Genomic DNA, 23379 nt, shown 5'->3' with positions numbered 1-23379 from the left:
CGAGGGGGCCGCTGCGCCTGCGGCCCGGCAAAGCCGGTTCCGCGGCCCCGGCTTGTATGAAGAGTTCAGGGCGTAACCAGCGGGGGTATTTCACCAGCGGGGACCGAGGGTCCGGCTTTGCCGGCCCAAGGCGCCGCCCCCTGGAAGGGGGGGACGGGCTACACGCAGTGAGCCTGGGCGGGGGTCATAGTTTGAATTCATAGTCCACACTCATGGGCGCGTGGTCGGAAAAGCGCTGTTCCTTGTAGATGTGCTCGCTGCGGGCCAGCGCCGCGAAGGCGGGTGTGGCCAGGTGGTAGTCCAGGCGCCAGCCCACGTTCTTTGCATAGGCCTGGCCGCGGTTGCTCCACCAGGTGTAGGCCGCATCGGTCGCTGTGGGCTGCAGCTTGCGGTAGACGTCGACCATGCCGCCGCCCCTGATGGAAGGGCCGGTGCGCTCCGTCAGCTCCTGGACCGCCTCATTGGCGAGTTCGGCGTCGCGCAGCAGTTCTGTCATCCAGGCGCGTTCCTCGGGCAGGAACCCGCTGTTCTTTCGGTTGCCCTTGAAGTTCTTCAGGTCGATTTCCTGGTGCGCGATGTTGACGTCGCCGCACAGCACAAAATCGCGCGTTTCCTTCAGGGCCAGCAGGCGCGGGTAAAACTCGGCCAGGAAGCGGAATTTGGCGGCTTGGCGTTCCTCGCCCGAGGAGCCGCTGGGGAAGTAGCAGCTGATGATGGAGAGTTTGGGGCTTTGCTTGCGCCCGGGCCTGTCAAAGCGCAGCTCCACATAGCGCCCTTCGGCGTCGAATTCGGTCGAGCCGTAGCCCACGATCACGTCGCTGGGCTCATGGCGCGTGTAGATGCCCACGCCCGAATAGCCTTTCTTCTCGGCGAAATGAAAATAACCTTTGAGGCCGGCAATTTCCTCAAAACGGCCGCTCATGTCGGCCGCCTGGGCCTTGAGCTCCTGCACGCAAATACAATCCGGCATGGACTGTGCAACCCAGTCCAACAGGCCTTTGCTGGCCGCGGAGCGGATACCGTTGAGGTTGAGGCTGGTCAATTTAAACATGGGACTTCCAATGAGCACGGCAGGGCAACAACAGGACAACAGGAACGGGGCAACTTCCGCGGACGGCGCGCTGGCACAGGAATTCGTGCAGTTCGCCGTGGAGGCGGGCGTGCTGCGCTTCGGGCAATTCAAGACCAAGGCTGGGCGCATGAGCCCGTATTTTTTCAACGCCGGCCTGTTCGACGACGGGGCCAAGCTGGGACGGCTGGCGCAATTCTATGCGCGCCATCTGCTGGCCGAGGAAAAGCGCACGGGTCTGGCCTTCGACATGATTTTCGGGCCGGCCTACAAGGGCATCCCGCTGGCCGCGGCGGTGGCCATCGAACTCGCGCGGCTGGGGCGCAACTACCCTTTTGCCTATAACCGCAAGGAAGCCAAGGACCACGGCGAAGGCGGCACGCTGGTCGGCGCGCCGGTCAAGGGCCGCGTGCTCATCATCGACGACGTGATGTCCGCCGGCACGGCCGCGCGCGAATCGATCGCCATCATTCGGGCCGCCGGCGCCGTTCCCCACGCGATGGCGCTGGCGCTGGATCGCCAGGAGAAGGCCACGGAAAACGGCGTGGACGTGAGTCATAGTGCCGTGCAATATGTTACGAAACACCTGGGCCTTCAGGTTTGCGCGATTGCGCGCCTGACCGACTTGCTGCAATATCTCTCAGCACAGGGCGACACGCCGGGGTCCAACAATTCCGATGCACTGTCTCTGAAGACGCACTACCAGGCCGTGCTGGCCTACCGGGAACGCTACGGCGTGGATTAAGGAGTCGATTTGCTCTTGCGAACAGTGCTTACGGTCATCTGGGTGTCTGCCGCATTCACGGCGAGTCAGGCGGCAGCCCAACAGATTTATACCTGTGTGGACGGAAAAGGCCGCAAGATCACGGCGGATCGCCCCATCATCGAGTGCATAGACCGCACCCAGCAGGAACTGAACAGCTCGGGCACGGTGAAGCGCCAGGTGGGGCCCTCGCTGACCGCGCAGGAACGCGCGGCGCAGGAAGAAAAGGACAAGGCCGCCGCCGAGGCGCGCGCGCGTGAGGCCGAGGACAAGCGCCGGGACCGCGCGCTGCTGCTGCGCTATCCCAGCCGCGCCGTGCATGACCAGGAACGCGTTATCGCCCTGGCCCAGGTCGACGAGGTCATCAAGGCCTCCAACAAGCGGACGGCGGAGCTGGCCGAGCAGCGCAAGGCCATCCAGGCCGAATTCGAGTTCTACGTCAAAGACCCCAGCAAGGCGCCGCCCGGGCTCAAGCGCAAGCTCGAAGAGAACGAGCGCAGTTCGGCTGTGCAACGGAAATTCGTCGCGGACCAGGAGCAGGAGAAAAAGCGCGTCAACCAGCGCTTTGACGAAGAGCTGGTCAAGCTCAAACAGCTATGGGCCCTGAGAGAAGGTTCCATAAGCCCCCCGGCGCCCAGCGCCAAGAACTGAAGGGGCGGGCGCCCGGTGCCCCCGGGAGGAGCGGCGTCCTAACCCAGTTTTTTCTTCAGCAACTCGTTGACCTGCGCCGGGTTGGCCTTGCCCTTGGTGGCCTTCATGGCCTGGCCGACCAGCGCGTTCATGGCCTTGGCGTTGCCGGCCTTGACCTCTTCCACATTCTTCGCATTGGCGGCCAGCACGCCGTCGATGATCTTCTCGAGTTCGCCGGTGTCGCTCATCGGCTTGAGGTCTTTGGCCTCGATGACAGCGTCGACGTCCGAGCCCTCGCCGGTCCACAGCGCGTCAAACACCTGTTTCGCGGCGTTGTTGGAAATCGTGCCGTCGGCGATGCGGCCTATCAGGGCGGCCAGCTGCGCTGGGCTGACGGCGGAGTCCTCGATCGGTTTCTCTTCGCTGTTCAGGCGCCGTGACAACTCGCCCATGACCCAGTTGCTGGCCAGCTTGGCTTGCTGGCCGGCCTCGGCCACCGCCTCAAAAAACGCGGCCGTCGCCTTGCTCTGCGTGAGCTGGCCGGCATCGTATTCGGGCAGCCCGTAATCCTTGACGAAGCGCGCCGCCATCACGCGTGGCAGCTCCGACATTTCCGAGCGGGTTTTTTCCACCCAGTCGCGTGAGATCACCAGCGGCGGCAGGTCGGGGTCGGGGAAGTAGCGGTAGTCGGCCGCGTCTTCCTTGGTGCGCATGCTGCGCGTCTCGCCCGTGTCGGGGTCGAACAGCACGGTGGCCTGCTGGATAGGCCTGCCGCTTTCAATCTCCTCGATCTGCCAGCGCACTTCATAGTCGATGGCCTGCTGCATGAACTTGAAGCTGTTCAGGTTCTTGATTTCGCGGCGCGTGCCCAGCGGCTCGCCCGGCTTGCGCACCGAGACGTTGGCGTCGCAGCGGAAGCTGCCTTCCTGCATGTTGCCGTCGCAGATGCCTATCCAGGTGACGATCTTGTGCAGTTCCCTGGCGTAGGCGACGGCCTCGGCCGAGGAGCGCATGTCGGGTTCGGTCACGATCTCCAGCAGCGGCGTGCCCGCGCGGTTCAGGTCTATGCCGCTCATGCCGATGAAGTCTTCGTGCAGTGACTTGCCCGCGTCTTCTTCCAGGTGGGCGCGCACCAGGCGCACCGAGCGTTTTTCGCCGTCCAGGAAAAACTCGACGCTGCCTCCCTGCACCACCGGGATTTCAAACTGGCTGATCTGGTAGCCCTTGGGCAGGTCGGGATAGAAGTAGTTTTTGCGCGCGAACACGCTGCGCTCGGCGACGTGCGCGTTGACGGCCAGGCCGAACTCGATGGCACGCTGTACCGCACCCTTGTTCATGACCGGCAGCGCGCCGGGCAGCGCGAAGTCCACGGCGCTGGCCTGCGTGTTCGGCTCGGCGCCGAAGGCGGTGGAGGCGCGGCTGAAGATTTTCGATTGGGTGGTGAGCTGCGTGTGGGTCTCAAAGCCGATGACGACTTCGTAGCCCTGCACCAGCGGGGATTTCGTGTCTTTGCTCATGTCTGTCATGCCGATGTTGCTGGTGCGCGCGTGTGCCAGTCGGTTGCCAGCTGGAACTGGTGGGCCGCGCCCAGCAGCTGCGCTTCCTTGAAGTAGTTGCCGATCAGCTGCAGGCCCACGGGCATGCCGCCGGCGCCGAAGCCCGCCGGCACGCTCATGCCGGGCAGGCCGGCCAGGCTGGACGACAGGGTGTAGATGTCGGCCAGGTAGTTGGCCACCGGGTCGTCGGATTTTTCACCGATCTTCCAGGCGACGGTGGGTGACACCGGGCCGGCAATGATGTCGCACTGCGTGAAGGCGGTCTGGAAATCCTGCGCAATCAGGCGGCGGATCTTTTGCGCCTTTAGGTAGTAGGCATCGTAGTAGCCGTGCGAGAGCACATAGGTACCTATCATGATGCGGCGCGTGGCCTCGTCGCCGAAGCCTTCGCTGCGCGACTTTTTGTACATGTCGTCGAGGTCGCGATAGGTGGCCGCTCTGTGTCCATATCTCACGCCGTCAAAGCGGCTCAGGTTGCTGCTGGCTTCGGCCGGCGCGATGACGTAATACACCGGGATCGACAGTTCGGTCAGCGGCAGGCTCACGTCCACCAGCGTGGCGCCCAGCTTTTCGTATTCGGCCAGCGCGCCGCGCACGGCGGCCAGCACGTCGGGCGCGCAACCGGTGCCGAAGAACTGCGTGGGCAACCCAATGCGCAGGCCCTTGAGCGGCTTGTCGCCGGCCGAGGCGGGGCGCGCGGCCAGCAGGTCGGCCGCATAGTCGGCGGCGGGCAGGTCCAGCGAGGTCGAGTCGCGGTCCGGGTCGGGCGCGGCCATGGCGGACAGAAGCAGGGCGCAATCAAGCGCGCTGCGCGCCATCGGGCCGGCCTGGTCCAGGCTGGAGGCAAAGGCCACCATGCCGTAGCGCGAGCAGCGTCCGTAGGTGGGCTTGATGCCGGTGATGCCGGTCAGCGACGCCGGCTGGCGTATCGACCCGCCGGTGTCGGTGCCGGTGGCGGCCGGCACCAGGCGCGCGGCCACGGCGGCGGCCGAGCCGCCCGAGGAGCCGCCCGGAATGCGGCTGGTGTCCCAGGGGTTTTTCACGGGCTTGTAGGCGCTGTTGTCGTTGCCCGAACCCATGGCGAATTCGTCGCAGTTGAGCTTGCCCAGCGTGACCATGCCGGCGCCCTGCGCGCCGAGCCGGCTCACGACGGTCGCGTCAAACGGGCTGCGGTAGTTTTCCAGCATCTTCGAGCCGGCCGTGGTGGGGAAGTCGCGCGTGACGAACACGTCCTTGTGCGCCAGCGGCACGCCCAGCAGCGGCGTGCGCTCGCCGGTGGCCAGCCGCGCATCGGCGGCCTTGGCCTGGGCCAGGGACACATCGGCGTCGGTTGCCAGGAAGGCGCCCAGCTTTTCCTGCTGGATGCGGGCCAGGAAATGCTGCGCGGCTTCCACGCTGGAGACTTCACGCGCGGCCAGCTTGGCGGCCAGCTGCGCGACACCCAGCTCGTGCAGCGCGGTGTTGTTCAGGCCGCCGCTCATTCGATCACCTTGGGTACGAGGAACAGGCCGTGCTCCACGGCGGGCGCGCTGACCTGGCTGGCTTCGCGCTGGTTGGGTTCGCTGGCGATGTCCTCGCGCAGGCGCAAGGCGACGTCGCCGATCACCGCCGCCGGGTGGGCCAGCGGCTCCACCCCTTCGGTGTTGACGGCGTCCATCTGCTCCACCAGGGCAAAAAAGCCGTTGATCTGGCTCAGGGTGCGCTCGGTTTCGTCGGGGCGCAATTCCAGCCGCGCCAGGTTGGCGACGCGGGCGATGTCTTGGGGTGTCAATGCCATGGGTAGGTATGAAGGAAAATACAGCGGAATTCGTGGGGGAAAGACGGGGGGAAAATAGCGGAGAAACAAGGGCCTGAAACGAGGTGTAAAGCTGAAAAAACGGCCCTCATGGACCCATCGATCTACAGGGGATGCGGTATTATCCCGCCTTTGGTGTGAAATCAGGGCCGGATGCACTCTTTAGGCGCTTTTTAGGTGCCTGAAGCAAGGTTTCCAACGCCTCTGGCCCGACTTTCCCGATAATGGCTTAATCAATAAAAAGGCGATGGCGCAACGAAGTATGCCCATGCCCCAACTGGACTCTTGCATATGTTTGAAGCATTTCGTCGGTATTTTTCCACCGACCTGGCCATTGACCTCGGCACTGCCAACACCCTGATTTTTGTACGCGACCGCGGTATTGTGCTCGATGAGCCCTCCGTCGTTGCCATCCGCCACGAAGGCGGCCCCCAAGGCAAGAAGACCATCCAGGCCGTCGGTCACGAGGCCAAGGCCATGCTCGGCAAGGTGCCCGGCAACATCGAAGCCATACGTCCCATGAAGGACGGCGTGATCGCCGACTTCACCGTGACCGAGCAGATGCTCAAGCAGTTCATCAAGATGGTGCACCCGCGCAGCCTGCTCAAGCCCAGCCCGCGCATCATCATCTGCGTGCCCTGTGGCTCGACCCAGGTCGAGCGACGCGCGATCCGCGAAAGCGCCCTGGGCGCCGGCGCCAGCGACGTGTACCTGATTGAGGAGCCCATGGCCGCCGCGATAGGCGCGGGCCTGCCGGTGTCCGAAGCCAGCGGCTCCATGGTCGTCGACATCGGCGGCGGCACCACCGAGGTCGGCGTGATCTCGCTGGGCGGCATGGTCTACAAGGGCAGCGTGCGCGTCGGCGGCGACCGTTTCGACGAAGCCATCATCAACTACATCCGCCGCAACTACGGCATGCTGATCGGCGAGCCCACGGCCGAAGCCATCAAGAAGAGCATAGGCTCGGCCTTCCCGGGCTCCGAAGTCAAGGAAATGGAAGTCAAGGGCCGCAACCTTTCCGAAGGCGTGCCGCGCAGCTTCACGATTTCGAGCAACGAAATCCTTGAAGCCCTGACCGACCCGCTCAACAACATCGTGAGCGCCGTGAAGAACGCCCTGGAGCAGACCCCTCCCGAGCTGGGCGCCGACATCGCCGAGCGCGGCATGATGCTGACCGGCGGCGGCGCCTTGCTGCGCGACCTGGACCGCCTGCTGGCCGAGGAAACCGGCCTGCCGGTGCTGGTGGCCGAAGACCCGCTGACCTGCGTGGTGCGCGGTTGCGGCATCGCCCTGGAGCGCATGGATCGCCTGGGTTCCATCTTCACCTCGGAATAAGCGCAACGCCGTATCTCGTGCCGCGCGCCGGCATGAAGCGGGGCCAGCTTGACAGCGAACCATGCCCTTAGGAACCCTTGACAGATCCCCGCCGCCCTTTTTCAAGCAGGGGCCGTCGGCGCTGTCCAAGCTGATGTTTTTCAGCGCCTTGTCGCTGTTCCTGATGGTCGCCGACACCCGCTTTCGCATCACCCAGCCGGTGCGCGCCGTGCTCGCCACCGCGTTGTACCCGGTGCAATGGCTGGCCTTGCAGCCGGTGCGCGCCATCCGCGGCGGCGGCGAATATTTCACCACCCTGAGCCAGGCCAAGCTGGCCAGCGAGGAAGCCGGCCGCAAGCTGGCGCTGCAGTCGATGCGCGCCGGCCAGGTCGAGCAGCTGACCCAGGAAAACAACCGCCTGCGCAAGCTGCTGGGCCTGCGCGAGCAGCTCAGCACGCCGGTCATGGCCGCCGAAGTGCTGTACGACGCGGCCGACCCCTATACCCGCAAGGTGATCATCGACAAGGGCATGGCGCAGGGCGTGGACCTGGGCTCGCCGGTGCTGGACGAGTCCGGCGTGCTCGGCCAGGTCACTCGCGTGCATCCGCTGGTCAGCGAAGTCACCCTGCTGGTGGACCGCGACCTGGCCATTCCTGTGCTCAATGTGCGCACCGGCGCGCGCAGCGTGGCCTATGGCGACCCGGCGGTTTCGGGCAGCGGGCTGGAACTGCGGTTCATGGGCAGCAACTCGGATGTGCAGCAGGGCGACCTGCTGACCACCAGCGGCGTGGACGGCGTCTACCCGGCCGGCCTGCCGGTGGCCAAAATCAGCCGCATCGAGCGGCGCGCTGAATCGGCCTTCGCCAAGATTTACTGCACGCCCCAGGCGCTGGTGACGGGGGCGCGGCACGTGATGGTGGTCAAGCCCGGCACCGGCCTGATCCCGCCGCGGCCCGAACCTGACGCACCCGAAGCGACGCCCAAGAAGAAAGGGGCCGCGAAATGATCATGCGCTCTGGTCAGCAGCTGCTGCTGCCCGCCAACCCGGTGTTCATCTGGTGCAGCCTCATCGCGGCGCTGCTGCTGGACATGCTGCCGCTGGGGCGCGTGCCCTGGATGCCCGACTTCCTCGCGCTGGTGCTGGTGTTCTGGAACGTGCACCAGCCGCTGCGCGTGGGCATAGGCGTGGCCTTCATGTTCGGCCTGGGCATGGACGTGCACCAATCCTCGCTGCTGGGCCAGCATGCGCTGTCGTACACGGCGCTGAGCTTTTTTGCCACGATGATCCATCGCCGCCTTCTCTGGTTCACGGTGCCCTCGCAGGCCCTGCAGGTATTGCCGCTGTTCGTCGTGGCGCACGGCGTGGAGCTTGTGATCCGCATGATAGGCGGCGGCATCTTCCCGGGCTGGATCATGCTGCTGGCGCCCCTGATCGAGGCCTTGCTGTGGCCCGTCGTGAGCGTGCTGCTGCTGGTGCCGCAGCGGCGGGCGCCCGATCCTGATCAAAACCGACCGCTATGAGGCCCCCACGGTCGCTCACTGCGTGTAGCTCCCGAGGCCTTGCAGGCCGCGGCTCGCGAGACACTTCGCCTCTGCCGCCCGTCCAAGCCTGCGCAGGCAGGCTTGGAGCCGCGGGCTCCAGCCCCTCGGGGGCCGTCCGCCTGCGGCCTGGCAAAGCCAGTTCCGCGGCTCATGCTGGCCTTTTACCGGCTCGCTTCGCATCGCCTCCTTATTGCGGGCACTTTCATCCGGCAGTAGAGTCGGACCACCATGACTGAATTGCGCAACGTTGAAGCCGACCTGTCGCGCTTTCGCGCGCGGGTGCTGGTGGCGAGTTTTGTGGTGTTGTGCGCGTTTGCGCTGCTGGCGGCGCGGCTGGTGTATTTGCAGGTGTACCGCCATGCCGACCTGAACGAGCAGGCCGAAAGCAACCGCACGGCCATCGTGCCCATTGTGCCGAACCGCGGCCTGATCCTGGACCGCAACGGCATCGTGCTGGCGACCAACTATTCGGCCTACACGCTGGAGATCACGCCGTCCAAGGTCGAGAACCTCGAGGAAACGATTGCCGCGCTGGAAAAAGTGGTCGACATCCAGCTGCGCGACAAGCGGCGCTTCAAGCGCCTGCGCGAGGAGTCCAAGAATTTCGAGTCACTGCCCATACGCACGCGCCTGACCGACGAGGAAGTGGCGCGCTTCGCGGCGCAGCGCTTTCGCTTTCCGGGCGTCGACATCAAGGCCCGGCTGTTTCGCAGCTATCCCTACGGCGAGTTGGGCAGCCACGTGGTGGGCTACATAGGCCGCATCAACCAGGCTGAAAAAGAAAGCATCGAAGGCAGCGACGACGAGGGCAACTACCGCGGCACCGACTACATCGGCAAGCTCGGCGTCGAGCAAAGCTTCGAGCAGCAGCTGCACGGCATCACCGGTGTTGAGCAGGTGGAAACCTCGGCCGGCGGGCGCGCGGTGCGCAAGCTGGCCAGCAACCCGGCCACGCCCGGCAACACGGTGATGCTGTCGCTGGACATCCGCCTGCAAAAGCTCGTGGAAGACATGTTCGGCGAGCGGCGCGGCGCGCTGGTGGCGCTGGACCCGAAAACCGGCGACGTGCTGGCCTTTGTCAGCAAGCCGACCTTTGACCCCAATCTTTTCGTCGACGGCATCGATGCCGAAAGCTGGCAGGCGCTCAACGAGTCCATCGACAAGCCGCTGCTCAACCGCGCGCTGCGCGGCACCTACCCGCCGGGCTCGACCTACAAGCCCTTCATGGCCATGGCCGCCCTGCAGACCGGCAAGCGCTCGCCGACCTTCATCGTCAACGACAACGCCTCATGGACCTTCGGCGGCCACACCTTCCGCAGCCACGGCGACATCGCGCTGGGCGCGGTCGACATGTACCGCTCTATCGTCAAGTCCAGCAATGTGTATTACTACTCGCTGGCCAACGAGATGGGCGTCGACGCCATGCACGACTTCATGAAGCCGCTGGGTTTCGGCCAGCTTACCGGCATCGACATCAACGGCGAGGTGCGCGGCGTGCTGCCCAGCCAGGAATGGAAACGCAAGGCCTACAAGCGGCCCGAGCAGCAGAAGTGGTATCCCGGTGAAACGATTTCCCTGGGCATCGGCCAGGGCTACAACACCTTCACCATGCTGCAGCTGGCGCAGGCCACGGCGGCGCTGGCCAACGGCGGCATCAAGCACAGGCCGCGGCTGGTCATAGGCACGCAGGACCCGGTCACGCGCGTGATGCACCCGCTGCCGGCCGACCCGCCGCAGGACCTGGGCTACAAACCGGAGAACGTGGCCATCGTGCGCAAGGCGCTGGTGGGCGTCACGCAAGAGGGCACCTCGGCGCGGGTGTTTGCCGGCGCGGGTTATCTTTCGGGCGGCAAGACCGGTACGGCCCAGGCCGTGACCATAGGCCAGAAGGACAAATACAACAGCGCCAAGATGGAGGAACACCAGCGCGACCATGCGGTGTACATGGCTTTCGCGCCGGCCGAGGACCCCAAGATCGCGCTGGCCGTGATCGTGGAAAACGCCGGCTGGGGCGCCGGCGTGGCGGCGCCCATCGCGCGCCGGGTATTTGACTACGTGCTGCTGGGCCAGTACCCGAGCGAGGAAGACATGATCGCGGTGCAAAAAGGCCTGGCCGCCGCGCCCATCGGCAAGCCGCGCCAGGCCTCCGAGATGGCCGGCCTGATGTCGGCAGGCGGCGGCGCTCCCGGGCCCACCACCGCCGCCGCGGCGGCGGCCGCCAAGGCCAAGGCGGCGGCCATTGCGGAGGCGCTGAGCAAGCTGCCCCCGCCCATGGCCGCGGCCGGCATCAATCCCGACTGAGTGTCGGCCCGGCAAGCCTGCCGGAAAACGGCAGGCATAAAAAAAGCGCTGGGGTTACCAGCGCTTTTTGCAGCAAGGCATCTTTTGGAATGCCTTGTTGCCTGTGTACTTCTAATGACTTTCTCGTGTCTCCTCGGCTCCTCGCGTTGCGAGCAGCAAGGCTCGTCAGCAAGTCATCCAATGTAGCCCGTGCACTGGCATAGTGCATTGGGGGTTTCCCGCCCCCGAAGCCCGCGCAGCGTGCCCGCAGTCCGTGCCGCGGCGCGCCACACCATGGCGCCCGCATGCACCTTATGCACGCATTTGTACTTAAAACTACCTAAAAACCTCGCTGGCAGGCACTGGCATGAGTTATGCCTTCGGCCTTTAAATGTTACGGATTGTTGGCTGAATGCAAGAAAGGCGGGCGTTTATGTACCTGAAGAGCTTTGTGGCGTGGGGCTTGGCGATCTGGGTCGGCATGGCCTGCCAGCAGGTCATGGCGCAGGCGCCTGCCGCGTCCGCTGCAGCCTCAGCCGCGGCCAGCGCCGCCGCCGAAGCTGCGGCGGCCGCCGCGACTCCCGCGCCACCGCCGGCGGCTCCCGCGCCCGCGGCGCCTGCTCCCGTGGCAGCCGCATCAGCCCCGCCTCCCGCGCCCCTGACCCAGCCGGGCCTGGTGGGGGCTGAGACGCTCAACGGCGCCGACACCGCCTGGATGATGACCTCCACCGCGCTGGTGCTGCTCATGACGCTTCCGGGCATCGCCCTTTTTTACGGCGGCATGGTACGCAAGAAAAGCGTGCTCAACGTCATGGCCTGCGTCGTCGCCATCTGCGCCGCCGTCAGCCTTTTATGGTTCGCCGTAGGGTATTCCATCGCTTTCACGCCCGGCAGCGGCACCTGGGGCCATTACCTGGGCGGCACCGATCGCTTCTGGTTCACCGGGCTGGATTATGTGAAGGATGCGCAAAAGGTCGCGGTCAGCCACGTCGCGCCCAACATTCCGGAATCGGTCTATGCGATGTTCCAGCTGACTTTTGCCATCATCACGGCGGCGCTGGTGGTTGGCTCCTTCGTCGAGCGCATGCGTTTTTCGGCGATGCTGATTTTCATGTCGCTGTGGACGGTTATCGTCTATGCGCCTATCGCCCACTGGGTGTGGGAGCCCAACGGCTGGCTGGCCCGCATGGGCGCGCTGGACTTTGCCGGCGGCTCGGTGGTGCACATCAATGCCGGTATCGCCGGGTTGGTCTGCGCCTATGTGCTCGGCCCGCGCCGCGGCTACGGCCGCGAGCCCTTCACACCCTTTAACCTGGGCCTGACCATGGCCGGCGCCGGCATGTTGTGGGTAGGCTGGTTCGGCTTCAACGCCGGCTCCGCCGTGGCCTCCGACGGCCGGGCCGGCCTGGCCATGGCGGTCACCCATATCGCGGCCGCGGCCGGCGCGCTGTCGTGGATGGCTGCTGAGTGGGCGGTGCGCGGGCGGCCCTCGCTGCTGGGCTTGTGCTCGGGCCTGGTGGCCGGCCTGGTCGCGATCACGCCGGCCGCCGGTTTTGTCTCGCCACGCGCGGCGCTGGTGTTCGGCGTGGCCGCCGGGCTGGCATGTTACTGGGGCGCCACCGGGCTCAAGCGCCTGCTCGATGCCGACGACTCGCTCGACGTGTTCGGCGTGCACGGGGTGGGCGGCATCGTGGGCTCGCTGCTCACGGGCGTGTTCGCCAGCAAGGCCATCTCCGGCGCGCAAGGCGATGTGCTGACGCAGGCCATAGGCGCGGGCTCGGTCATGTTGTACAGCCTGTTCATGACGGCGCTGGCCTTGTGGATCACTTCGCTGCTTGTCAGCCTGCGCGTCAGCGAAGCCTCGGAAAGTGACGGCCTCGACATCACCCAGCATGCCGAACGCCTGGGCACCTGAGTTGCCGGTATTTCACCCTTTGAAGGACACCACGCCATGCCTTCCAACGAGAAAATCGCCATCGCGGCCCACCTGCATGTATTGCTGCGCCGCAAGACCGGCCGGGTGACCGACACCGAGTGGATGGCCGGCAACCTTGAGTACGCGGCCGAGATCGCGCGCTTTGCGCGCGAGAGGGCGATCGAGGACGGCCACCCCGATCTGGCGGTCTGGGCCGACAGGCTGGAGGAGATCATGGCCGTGCCCGATCCCAAGCCGCGCCTGCCGCTGGTGCAGATGGTGTCGGAGGCTGTGAAGGAGCGCAGCGCCCCTGTGCTGGCACCGCCGCCCCAGGCGGATCGCCAGAGCGCGCGCTCCATAGACACCGAGGAAGAGGTTTACCCGGAATCGGGCTTCATCGAATCGACCTTCGGCGCGATCTTCGGCGAAGAGGGCCATCGCGAACGCAAGCACCGCGACCCGAACGCGCCGCGTTATGTGAAGAGCCTGCGTTGAATCGCTGCCGGCTGCCGGGTGTCGCCCGTCTGCCGGGGTGCGCCCTTAAGGGTAATCACAGCTAGCCAGTCCCAAGGGCTGCCTTTAGCATGCGGACTCTGTATAAGGAGTAGCTTATGTTGCGCGATTTGATGGCGTTGGCATTCGTATCGGTAGCCGGCCTGCTCGGGTTCGGCGCCGCACAAGCACAAGCCCCGGCCCAGCAACTGGTGCTGGGCATCAGCGAAGGCACCTCGGGCGGGCTGGACCATGCCCAGGTGATCGCCAAATACCAGGGCCTGGCCGAGGTCATCGGCAAAGCCATGAAGGCCAAGGTCAGCGTGGTGTTCGCGCGCGAATTCAAGCAACTCGAGGAAGGCATGCAGACCGGCCGTTTCGACCTGGTCATGGCCCGCCCCAGCGATTACCCGGCGCGCGGCATGCGCGACTACGGCTACAGCTACATTGCCAGCACCAAACCCGACGGGCAGTGCTTCATCATCGCGCCCAAGGGTTCCGAGCTGAAGACCATCGAGGACGTCAAGGGCAAACGCATCGCCCTGCCCGAGCAGATCGCCTACATGTCGCGCTTTTGCGCCGCGGAACTGCGCGACAAGGGCATCCTGGTGGGCAAGGAAAACGTGCAGTTCGTGCGCGAGCAGGCCGCTGTCGGCTTCTACCTGGACAACAAATTCGCCGACGTGGGCGGCGTGGCCTCCTATTCAGGCATCGCCAAGAAGTGGGAGAAAGACGGCGGGCGCATCATCCACAAGAGCGTGCCACAACCCTACTTTCCGATGGTGGCGCACAAGCGCATCAAGCCCGAGCAACTCAAGGCCATCCAGGAAGAACTGCTGGCCTTGCCCGCCAGCGACGCCGGCAAGGACGTGCTCAAGCGCATAGGCGTGGAACAGTTCGACACCACGTCCGAGCCGCGCATGCGCGAGCTGCTCAAGTGGCTCAATATCTGAGCCTTTCCTGATTCGAGCTTTCATCACGCCGGCCTGACCTTGGCTGCGCCTGCCGGGCGCTTTCGGAATCCCCGCCGCATTACCTGCGGGCTTCTTCCTGCGGGCTTCTTTTATCCCGCTGCGACCGCCTCGCCTTTTATAGTCTCCTAGGGTTTCCACTGCCAAAAAAGCCGCGCGGTCTCGTTGTAATAGTTATGATTCATAATCATAATTGGCCTCACTGAAAAGATTCCTATGACCCCAAAACACCTGATTCTCGAAATGCGCGGCGACATTGCCGTGATTCGCCTGGCGCGTCCCGCCAAGCGCAATGCCCTGGGCGATGCCCTGGTGCTGGCACTGCGCGACATGTTTGAAAACCTGCCGCCCGCCGCCAGGGCCGCCGTGATCCACGGCGAGGGCGACCATTTCTGCGCAGGCCTTGACCTCAGCGAGCTGCAGGAGCGCGACGCCAGCCAGGGCCTGCACCATTCGCGCATGTGGCACGCCGCGCTGGACCGCCTGCAGTACGGCCCCGTACCCGTGATCGCCGCGCTCCACGGCGCGGTGGTTGGCGGCGGCCTGGAACTGGCGAGCGCCTGCCACATCCGGGTCGCCGATGAAAGCGCTTTTTACGCCCTGCCCGAAGGCTCGCGCGGCATTTTTGTCGGCGGCGGCGGCGCGGTGCGCATCCCGCGCCTGATAGGCACGGCCCGCATGACGGACATGATGCTGACCGGCCGCGTCTACAGCGCCCAGGAAGGCGAACGCATAGGCCTGGCGCAATACCTGGTGCCGCAAGGCCAGGCCTTTGACAAGGCGCTGGAGCTGGCCGGCCAGGTCGCGAAAAACGCGCCGCTGACCAATTACGCCCTGATGCATGCCTTGCCGCGCATCGCCGAGCAGCCGGCCGACCAGGGATTCTTCACCGAGGCCCTGATGGCGGCGGTGGCGCAAAGCGCGCCTGAGGCCAAGGACCGCGTCAAGGACTTTCTGAGCGGCAGGGCCGCCAAGGTGAAAAAAGCCTGAGCCCGCCGGCGGGTGCCTCACAGGCCCGGTGAGCAAGAGACGCAAAGCAAAAACAGCAGAGACAAGAGACAAAGAAACCATCATGAGCGCCCCCAAATTCCGCCCGCTGCGCTTTGGCGTGACCCGTGCCGTGCTGCGCGAAGGCCGGCCCGGTGTCCGTTACCTGCGTGCCGACCAGGACCTGAAAGACTACCCCGTCCGCATCACCGACCGGCTGTGGCATTGGGCGCAGGCCGCGCCCGGGCGCAGCTTCATGGCGCGGCGCGAAAAGCTGGTGGACGGGACGACGGGCGAGTGGCGGCACCTCAGCTACGCCCAGGCCTGGGCTGCGGCGCGCAGCATCGCCCAGGGATTGCTGGACCGCGGCCTCAGCGCCGAGCGGCCTGTGGTGATACTGTCCGAGAACGGCCTTGAACACGCGCAGCTTGCCCTGGGCTGTCTGGTGGCCGGCGTGCCCTTTGTGCCGGTTTCGCCGCCGTATTCGCTGGTCAGCCAGGACTACGACAAGCTTCGCCATGTGGTCAAGACCGTGACGCCAGGCCTGGTGTTTGCCGCCGATGCGCAGCGTTATGGCAAGGCCATACAGGCCGTGCTGGAGCCTGGGGTCGAGGTGCTGCTGGGCGCGGGGCAGATCGAGGGCCGCGCCAGTACGCGCTTCGCGGACCTGGCCGCGACGCCCGCGACGGCCGAGGTGGACCGCGCCATGCAGGCCACCGGCCCGGACACCATCGTGAAGTTCCTGTTCACCAGCGGCTCGACCAAGATGCCCAAGGCGGTGATCAACACCCAGCGCATGTGGTGCGCCAACCAGCAGCAGATGGCGCAGTCCATGCCGGTGCTGCAGGAGGAGCCGCCCGTGCTGGTCGACTGGCTGCCCTGGAACCACACCTTCGGCGGCAACCACAACTTCGGCATGGTGCTGTTCCACGGCGGAACGCTTTACATCGACGACGGAAAACCCACACCCGCGCTCATGCACGAGACCCTGCGCAACCTGCGCGAAATCGCCCCCACGGTCTACTTCAATGTGCCGACCGGTTTTGAGGCGATCGCCAACGCCATGAAAACGGACGCGGAACTGCGGCGCAAGCTGCTGTCGCGCGTGAAGATGTTCTTCTACGCCGGGGCTTCGCTCGCCCAGCCTGTCTGGGACAGCCTGTATGAATCCGAGGAAAAGGAAGTGGGTGAGCGCATCGTCATGGCCACCGGCCTGGGCATGACCGAATCCGGGCCCTTCGCCATCTTTGTGACCAGTCCCGAGGTGAAGGCCGGCGACCTGGGCGTTCCCGCGCCCGGCATCGAACTCAAACTGGCCGACATCGACGGCAAGACCGAGGTCCGCTACAAGGGCCCCAACATCACGCCCGGCTACTGGCGGGCGCCGCAGGAAACGGCGCAGGCCTTCGACGAGGAAGGCTTTTTCTGCACCGGCGACGCCGTCAAATGGATTGACGAGGGCAACATTCACCTCGGGCTCAAATTCGACGGGCGCATCGCCGAAGACTTCAAGCTTGCCACCGGCACCTTTGTCAGCGTAGGCCCGCTGCGCGCAAAAATCATCGCGGCTGGGGCGCCTTATGTGCAGGACGTGGTCCTCACGGGCATCAACCTCAGGGAAGTGGGCGCGCTGGTGTTTCCGACCCCTGCGGTGCGCGCGCTCTCGGGGCTTGCGCCCGAGGCGCCGCTGCGCGAGGTTCTTGAATGCGAGCAGGTGATCGCGCATTTCCAGCTTGTGCTGGACACGCTCGCGCAGAACGCCACCGGCAGCGCCAGCTGCATAGGCCGATTGCTCCTGATGCACGAGCCGCCTTCTTTCGACAAGGGCGAGGTCACCGACAAGGGCTCCATCAACCAGCGCGCCGTGCTCACGCACCGGGCGGCGCTTGTGGCGGCCCTGCACGAGGACGCCGCGCACCCCATCCTTAAACCCGCTGCACGCTAAAACCACGAACCCTACCGCCATGCAACACAAAGGATTTTTCTCCGCCTTCCAGGACGTCTGGATGCTGGACGGCATGCGCACGCCCATGGTCGACTACTGCGGCGCCCTCGGCCACGTGTCGCCCACCGACCTCGGCATCAAGGCCGCGCGCGCCGTGCTGCAGCGCTCGGGCGTCAGCCCCGGCGACGTCGACTCGGTGATTGCCGGCAACATGGCCCCGGGCGATTTCGAGCAATTCATGCTGCCGCGCCATATAGGCCTGTACGCCGGCGTGCCGGTCGAGGTGCCCGCCATCATGGTGCAGCGCATCTGCGGCACCGGCTTCGAGCTGTTCCGGCAGGCCGGCGAACAGATCCAGAGCGGTGCCGCCAGCGTGGCGCTGGTGGTCGGCGCCGAGAGCATGACGCGCAACCCGATCGCCGCCTTTGAGCACCGCACCGGCTTCAAGCTGGGCGCGCCCGTCGGCTTCAAGGATTTCATGTGGGAGGCCCTCAAGGACTCGGCCGCCGGCATCGACATGATCCAGACCGCGGAAAACCTCGCGAAGAAATACGGTATCACGCGCGAAGCGGTCGATGAATTCGCCTCCAGCTCCTTCGCCAAGGCCGTGGCGGCCCGGGACGCCGGCTTTCACGCCGGGGAGATCGTGCCGGTGGTCAGCGAGAAATTCGAACTGCCCGGCTACGCCACGCGCGGCATCAGCCTGCAGGGCAAGCTCACGGAAGTCGCGCAGGACACCCATGCGCGGCCGTCCCCCGTCGAGGTTCTGGCCAAGCTCAGGGCGGTGCATGCCGGCGGCGTGCAGACCGGCGGCAACAGCGCGGCGCTGGTGGACGCGGCCGCGGCCGCCGTCGTGGCCTCCGGCGCCTACGTGAAAGCCCGGGGCGGCAAGCCGCTGGCGCGTGTGGTGGCCGCCGCGGTCGTCGGTGTGCCGCCCGAGATCATGGGCATAGGCCCGGCTCCCGCGATCCGCCTGCTGCTCGAGCGCTGCGGTCTCAGGCTGGAGCAGATCGGCCGCTTTGAAATCAATGAAGCCCAGGGCGCGCAGACGCTGGCGGTCGCGCGTGAGCTGGACCTGGATCTCAGCAAACTCAACGTCAACGGCGGGGCGATCGCCATGGGCCACCCGCTGGCGGTGACCGGTGTGCGCCTCACGGTCACCGTGGCGCGCGAGATCCAGCGCGCCGGCATGCGCTACGGCATTGCGTCGGCCTGTGTGGGCGGCGGCCAGGGCATTGCCCTGTTGCTGGAGAACCCGCAAGGAGAAGCGCCATGAATATTCAGGGACTCGCGGCGCTGGTCACCGGCGGCGGCTCGGGACTGGGTGAAGCCACCGCCCGTGAACTGGCGCGCCTGGGCGCCAAGGTCGCCGTGCTGGACATCAATCTTGCCAACGCGGAAAAAGTCGCCGCCGACATCTGCACGGCCCAAGGCGCGGGCGCGGCACTGGCCTGCCACTGCGACATCACCGACAGCGCCAGCGTACAGGCTGCACTCGACAAGGCGGCTGGTGCGCACAGCCCGGCCCGCATCCTGATGAATATCGCCGGCATAGGCACCGCCAAGCGCATCGTGGCCAAGGACGGCACGCCAGCGCCGCTGGAGGACTTTGCCAGGGTGGTCACCATCAACCTGGTCGGCAGCTACAACGTGAGCCGGCTGTTCGCGGCCGCCTGCGCCAAGCTCGCTCCGCTGGAAGATGGCCAGCGCGGCGTGATGATGTTCACCGCATCGGTGGCCGCCTTCGACGGCCAGGTCGGGCAACAGGCCTACAGCGCCTCCAAGGCCGGGCTGGCCGGCATGACGCTGCCCATGGCGCGCGACCTCGCGCAGCATGGCATCCGTGTCTGCACGGTGGCGCCTGGCCTCTTCGCCACACCGCTGATGGCGCAGCTGCCCGAAGCCGTCCAGGCTTCGCTGGCTGCCAGCATTCCCTTTCCGCCGCGCCTGGGCAAGCCGCAGGAGTTCGCGCAGCTGGCGGTGCACATCGTGAACAACGACCACCTGAACGGCGAAGTCATACGCCTGGACGGTGCGCTGCGCATGGCGCCAAGGTGAGCCGAATGGAAAAAACCATTGTTTATGAAGTGAAGGTTGCGTTCGGCGACTGCGATCCTGCGGGGATCGTGTTCTTCCCCAATTTCTCGCGCTGGATGGACGCCGCATCGCTGAACTTTTTCATGGCCTGCGGCGTGCCGCCCTGGCGGGAACTGGTCAAGACCACCGGCATCGTCGGCACCCCGCTGCTGGAGATCAACACCAAATTCAGCCAGCCCGCCACCTACGGCGAGACCTTGCGTATCCACACCAGTGTGGAGGAATGGCGGGACAAGGTGTTCATCCAGCGGCATGTGATCCGCCGCGGCGAGGATTTGATTTGCGAAGGGCGGGAGACGCGCGCCTTCTGCATACGCCACCCCGACAAACCCGACCGTATGAAGGCCATTGCCGTGCCCCCGGACATACGCCGCCAATGCAGCTGAAGAAATTTGACTGACGCGTCCGGAGATGTCCGGCGCCTCGCGGATTTTGCTTTTCGACCCGTGGACTTAACTACAAGGAGACATCTCATGCAAACACGTCGTCATTTTGTGCAGAGCGCAGCGGCGCTTTCCGCGGCCGCTCTAGCGCCTTTCCCGGCCCTGGCCGCGCCGCTCGAACTGGTCAAGATTCTTTACGGCTTTCCGGCCGGCAGCGCGGGCGACATCTGCGCGCGCCGTGTGGGCGACCGCCTTGGCGGCACAGCCTATTCCAAAAATAACGGCATCGTGGACAGCAAGACCGGCGCCGGCGGCCGCATCGCGCTGGAGGTGCTCAAGACGGCCCCGGCGGACGGTTCGGTGCTGGCGATGTCGCCGTTCTCCTGCCTGTCGCTGTATCCGCATATCTACAAAAAGCTGTCCTACGACCCGTTCGCGGATTTCGTCACGGTGGGCACCGCCTCCATGATCCACCATGGGCTGGCCGTCGGGCCGCTGGTGCCGGCCTCGGTCAAGACCGTGCAGGACTTCCTCGCCTGGGCCAAGGCCAACCCCAAGGACGCCAGTTACGGCTCGCCCGCCGCGGGCTCGACCCCGCACTTCATCGGTGCCTTGCTGGGCCTGAACAACCACGTGGAGCTCAAGCACGTGCCTTACCGCGGTTCGGTGCCCGGCGTGACCGATGTGGTCGGCGGCCAGCTCGCTGCGATGGTGACGCCGCACGGCGACTTCATTCCCAACCACAAGGCCGGCAGGTTGCGCATCCTGGCCACCTCGGGAAAGCAGCGTTCACCCTTTGTGCCCGAGGTGCCGACCTTCGCCGAACAGGGCTTTGCCGACCTGACGGTGGAAGAGTGGTTCGGTTTCTACGCGCCCGCCAAAACACCGGCCAACATGGTTGCCGCGGCCAACGCCGCCATCAATGCCGCCATCCAGGACAAAACCGTTATCGAGTCGCTCACGGTGGTGGGGTTGATTCCCTACGGCGGCACCGCGGAGGACATGGCCGTCAGCCAGAAGCGCGAGTTCGAGCGCTGGGGACCGCTGATCAAAAAAGTCGGCTTCACCGCCGAGTCCTGATGTTCCGGCTGAGAGCCTGTTCACGGCCCCGTTCAGGCCGTGCACAGGTTCTAAGGCTTTGGCGGCCCGGCCCGGCTGCCGTCCGGGCGCGTTGGCATAATCGAGGCTAGCCTGGCCGCCTGCCCGTGCCGACAGCGTTGCCCGATAACGAAAGCCCCCTGATCCCCTATGCCAGTGTCGTCCAAACCCGCTCCCGCGGTAGAGGAGGTGGATACCTCCTATCTCGAAACCTTGGTGGGCTACAACGCCACGCGCGCCTCCCTCAAGGTCATTGAGTTGTTCAGCAAGCGCATGGCGGTCTACGACCTCAGGCATGTGGATTTTTCGATCCTGTCCCTGATCACGCACAACCCCGGCATCACCTCGCGCCAGCTCTGCGGCGCGCTCAGCATCCTGCCGCCCAACCTCGTCGGGAAAATCGTCACGCTGGAAAAGCGCAAGCTGGTGCATCGCAAGCCGCACCCGCAGGACGGCCGCGCCGTGGGGCTTTACCTTACCGATGCGGGCGAGGCCTTGATGCGCGATGCCGAAGGCACGGCCGTCGACCTTGAAACCGAGGCCACCCAGCGGCTGAGCGCCGCGGAAAAGAAGACGCTCATGCGCCTTCTGCAAAAAATCTACCGCTGAACCGCGCGACCCCGGTTAGACATTGAACAGGCGCTCAGATCCCGGCCTGGATCCAGGCCGCGGCTTTTTCCGCGATCATCAGCGTGGGCGAGTTGGTGTTGCCGCTGGTGATCAGCGGCATCACCCCGGCATCGACCACGCGCAGCCCGCGGATGCCGCGCACCCTCAGGTGCGAATCCACCACCGCCATCGGGTCGCTTTCGGGCCCTTCTGTGCGTCCCATCTTGGTCGTGCCCACCGGGTGGAAGATGGTGGTGGCGATGTCGCCGGCCAGCCGCGTGAGTTCTTCGTCCGTCTGGAACTGCACACCCGGCTTGAACTCCTCAGGCCGGTACTTGGCCAGCGCGCTTTGGCTCACGATGTTGCGCGTCACGCGCAGCGAATCGGCCGCCACCTTGCGGTCTTCGACCGTGCTCAGGTAGTTGGGCGCGATCGCCGGCGCATCCTCGAATCGGCCGCTCTTGATGTGCACCGTGCCGCGACTGGTCGGGTTCAGGTTGCAGACGCTGGCGGTAAAAGCATTGAAGCCGTGCAGCGGCTCGCCGAAAGCGTCCAGCGACAGCGGCTGCACGTGGTACTCGATGTTGGGATAAGGCTGGTCAGGCGAGCTGCGCGTGAACGCGCCCAGCTGCGAGGGCGCCATGCTCATGGGGCCGGTCTGGCGCAGCGCGTATTCCAGCCCGATGCGCGCTTTGCCCCAGAGCGAATTGGCCATGGTGTTGAGCGACAGGCCCCAGCGCTTGTCGCCGTGGAACTTGTAGACCGAGCGGATCTGCAGGTGGTCCTGCAGGTTGGCGCCCACGCCGGGCAGGTCTTGCAGCACGGGGATGCCGTGCTGCTGCAGCAGGGCGGCCGGGCCTATGCCAGAGAGCTGCAGGATTTGCGGTGAGCCTATGCTGCCCGCGCAGAGGATGACTTCTCCCATGGGGCCGGAGTCGCGCGTGGCGTGCGCCGTGACGCGCTCGCTGCCGGCCCACACTTCCACACCGGTGCAGCGCTGGCTGCCGTCCGGCTGCTTTTCTATGACCAGCTTGCATACCTGGGCATTGTTCCACAGCTCGAAATTGGGGCGCGCGTAGCAGGCGGGCCGCAAAAAGGCCTTGGCGGTGTTCCAGCGCCAGCCGCTTTTCTGGTTGACCTCGAAGTAGCCCACGCCCTCGTTGTCGCCCCGGTTGAAGTCACTGCTGGCCGGTATGCCGGCCTGCTGCGCCGCTTCGGCAAACGCGTCCAGGATGTCCCAGCGCAGGCGCTGCTTTTCCACACGCCATTCACCGCCGGCGTTGCGGTGGCGCAGCACCTTCTGGTAGGGCTGGCTCTTGTCCTGCATCAGCTCGGGCGCCGTGCCGCGCGCGCCGTGCATCGCGTCGGCGCCCTTGTGGTGGTCTTCATGCAGCTTGAAATGCGGCAGGGAATTTTCCCAGCGCCAAGCCATGTCGCCGGTCAGCTGGGCCCACTGGTCGTAGTCGCGCGCCTGGCCGCGCATGTAGATCATGCCGTTGATGCTGGAGCAGCCGCCCAGGGTCTTGCCGCGCGGGTAGCGCAGCGCCCGGCCGTTGAGCCCGGCGTCGGGTTCGGTGTTGTAAAGCCAGTCGGTGCGCGGGTTGCCTATGCAGTAGAGATAGCCCACCGGGATGTGGATCCAGTGGTAGTCGTCCTTGCGGCCCGCCTCGATCAGCAGCACACGCTTGGACGCATCGGCGCTCAGGCGGTTGGCCAGCAGGCAGCCCGCGGTACCGGCGCCGATGATGATGTAGTCAAAAACCTGGCTCTCGTCTTGCATGGATGCCTTTGTCTCGTCGTTATTGGAAGATTAGCCGGAAAAACCGGGCTGGCGGTAGCGGCCGGAGCGCACCGCGGGATCCATGCTGCCAGCCCAGCCTAACGCGGGGCTGACCGCCGCACTCTGGCCGATTGTGGCAAAACCCGAATGGCC

21 protein-coding genes are annotated in these 23379 nt (G+C 65.6%); 16 read left to right on the top strand and 5 right to left on the bottom strand.

The window, feature by feature from the left end; genetic code table 11:
• Window positions 1–184 precede the first annotated feature (184 nt).
• Window positions 185–1051 carry an exodeoxyribonuclease III gene (locus ACEN8I_RS21500; RefSeq protein WP_413330649.1) on the bottom strand — a complete coding sequence of 289 codons (867 nt, stop codon included), beginning with the start codon at window positions 1049–1051 and terminating at the stop codon, window positions 185–187.
• 10 nt (window positions 1052–1061) lie between these two features.
• Between ACEN8I_RS21500 and pyrE the strand changes: the two genes are divergently transcribed.
• Window positions 1062–1814 (top strand): orotate phosphoribosyltransferase, encoded by a 753-nt coding sequence (pyrE, locus tag ACEN8I_RS21495; RefSeq protein ID WP_413330648.1) that lies wholly within the window; start codon window positions 1062–1064, stop codon window positions 1812–1814.
• Between the two features lie 9 nt (window positions 1815–1823).
• Window positions 1824–2483, top strand: a complete 660-nt coding sequence (locus ACEN8I_RS21490; protein ID WP_413330647.1) for a DUF4124 domain-containing protein — start codon at window positions 1824–1826, stop codon at window positions 2481–2483.
• 38 nt (window positions 2484–2521) lie between these two features.
• Here the strand turns inward: ACEN8I_RS21490 and gatB are convergent, their stop codons facing one another.
• From gatB to gatC, 3 genes are read right to left on the bottom strand one after another with little or no spacing between them, the layout of a single operon-like run.
• Window positions 2522–3979: an Asp-tRNA(Asn)/Glu-tRNA(Gln) amidotransferase subunit GatB gene (gene gatB / locus ACEN8I_RS21485; RefSeq protein WP_413330646.1), complete on the bottom strand. Its 1458-nt coding sequence runs from the start codon at window positions 3977–3979 to the stop codon at window positions 2522–2524.
• A gap of 5 nt (window positions 3980–3984) precedes the next feature.
• Window positions 3985–5499 carry an Asp-tRNA(Asn)/Glu-tRNA(Gln) amidotransferase subunit GatA gene (gene gatA, locus ACEN8I_RS21480; RefSeq protein WP_413330645.1) on the bottom strand — a complete coding sequence of 505 codons (1515 nt, stop codon included), beginning with the start codon at window positions 5497–5499 and terminating at the stop codon, window positions 3985–3987.
• Complete coding sequence (gene gatC / locus ACEN8I_RS21475; RefSeq protein ID WP_413330644.1) at window positions 5496–5795, bottom strand: Asp-tRNA(Asn)/Glu-tRNA(Gln) amidotransferase subunit GatC; 300 nt, start codon at window positions 5793–5795, stop codon at window positions 5496–5498. Before gatC ends, gatA begins: the two co-directional genes overlap by 4 nt.
• A 309-nt stretch (window positions 5796–6104) precedes the next feature.
• On the opposite strand from gatC, the gene ACEN8I_RS21470 reads away from it, so the two are divergent.
• From ACEN8I_RS21470 to ACEN8I_RS21405, 14 genes are all read left to right on the top strand, one after another.
• A complete protein-coding gene (locus tag ACEN8I_RS21470) occupies window positions 6105–7148 on the top strand; it encodes a rod shape-determining protein (RefSeq protein ID WP_007872262.1) in 1044 nt (347 codons plus the stop codon).
• Window positions 7149–7209: 61 nt separating this feature from the next.
• Complete coding sequence (mreC, locus tag ACEN8I_RS21465) at window positions 7210–8133, top strand: rod shape-determining protein MreC (RefSeq protein WP_413330643.1); 924 nt, start codon at window positions 7210–7212, stop codon at window positions 8131–8133.
• The gene (gene mreD, locus ACEN8I_RS21460) at window positions 8130–8648 is read left to right on the top strand and encodes a rod shape-determining protein MreD (protein WP_413330642.1); all 519 of its coding nucleotides are present in this window, start codon (window positions 8130–8132) and stop codon (window positions 8646–8648) included. The genes mreC and mreD overlap by 4 nt, the downstream gene beginning before the upstream one ends.
• Window positions 8649–8897: 249 nt before the next feature.
• Window positions 8898–10970: a penicillin-binding protein 2 gene (gene mrdA / locus ACEN8I_RS21455; protein ID WP_413330641.1), complete on the top strand. Its 2073-nt coding sequence runs from the start codon at window positions 8898–8900 to the stop codon at window positions 10968–10970.
• A gap of 412 nt (window positions 10971–11382) precedes the next feature.
• Window positions 11383–12864, top strand: coding sequence for an ammonium transporter (locus ACEN8I_RS21450; protein ID WP_413330640.1), 1482 nt, complete (start codon window positions 11383–11385; stop codon window positions 12862–12864).
• A gap of 36 nt (window positions 12865–12900) precedes the next feature.
• Entirely contained in the window at window positions 12901–13359 is a 459-nt protein-coding gene (locus ACEN8I_RS21445) for a hypothetical protein (protein ID WP_413330639.1), read from the top strand.
• Window positions 13360–13475: 116 nt separating this feature from the next.
• Window positions 13476–14309 carry a phosphate/phosphite/phosphonate ABC transporter substrate-binding protein gene (locus tag ACEN8I_RS21440; RefSeq protein WP_413330638.1) on the top strand — a complete coding sequence of 278 codons (834 nt, stop codon included), beginning with the start codon at window positions 13476–13478 and terminating at the stop codon, window positions 14307–14309.
• Between the two features lie 234 nt (window positions 14310–14543).
• Window positions 14544–15317: a crotonase/enoyl-CoA hydratase family protein gene (locus ACEN8I_RS21435; RefSeq protein WP_413330637.1), complete on the top strand. Its 774-nt coding sequence runs from the start codon at window positions 14544–14546 to the stop codon at window positions 15315–15317.
• Between the two features lie 82 nt (window positions 15318–15399).
• Window positions 15400–17259, top strand: coding sequence for a feruloyl-CoA synthase (locus tag ACEN8I_RS21430; protein WP_413330636.1), 1860 nt, complete (start codon window positions 15400–15402; stop codon window positions 17257–17259).
• A 19-nt stretch (window positions 17260–17278) separates the two neighbouring features.
• On the top strand, window positions 17279–18535 hold the full coding sequence (locus tag ACEN8I_RS21425; RefSeq protein WP_413330635.1) for a thiolase family protein: 1257 nt from the start codon (window positions 17279–17281) through the stop codon (window positions 18533–18535).
• The gene (locus ACEN8I_RS21420) at window positions 18532–19317 is read left to right on the top strand and encodes an SDR family NAD(P)-dependent oxidoreductase (RefSeq protein ID WP_413330634.1); all 786 of its coding nucleotides are present in this window, start codon (window positions 18532–18534) and stop codon (window positions 19315–19317) included. Before ACEN8I_RS21425 ends, ACEN8I_RS21420 begins: the two co-directional genes overlap by 4 nt.
• Window positions 19318–19322: 5 nt before the next feature.
• A complete protein-coding gene (locus tag ACEN8I_RS21415; RefSeq protein ID WP_413330633.1) occupies window positions 19323–19742 on the top strand; it encodes an acyl-CoA thioesterase in 420 nt (139 codons plus the stop codon).
• Window positions 19743–19829: 87 nt separating this feature from the next.
• Entirely contained in the window at window positions 19830–20819 is a 990-nt protein-coding gene (locus tag ACEN8I_RS21410) for a Bug family tripartite tricarboxylate transporter substrate binding protein (RefSeq protein ID WP_413330632.1), read from the top strand.
• A 168-nt stretch (window positions 20820–20987) separates the two neighbouring features.
• Window positions 20988–21446, top strand: coding sequence for a MarR family winged helix-turn-helix transcriptional regulator (locus ACEN8I_RS21405; RefSeq protein WP_413330631.1), 459 nt, complete (start codon window positions 20988–20990; stop codon window positions 21444–21446).
• A 34-nt stretch (window positions 21447–21480) separates the two neighbouring features.
• Here the strand turns inward: ACEN8I_RS21405 and ACEN8I_RS21400 are convergent, their stop codons facing one another.
• A complete protein-coding gene (locus ACEN8I_RS21400) occupies window positions 21481–23226 on the bottom strand; it encodes a GMC family oxidoreductase (protein WP_413330630.1) in 1746 nt (581 codons plus the stop codon).
• Between the last annotated feature and the right edge of the window lie 153 nt (window positions 23227–23379).

The sequence above is a fragment of the Polaromonas sp. CT11-55 genome (assembly GCF_047303325.1).
In the GTDB taxonomy this organism is placed as follows: Bacteria; Pseudomonadota; Gammaproteobacteria; order Burkholderiales; family Burkholderiaceae_C; genus Polaromonas.
This window is presented reverse-complemented; position numbering and strand designations above follow the sequence as displayed.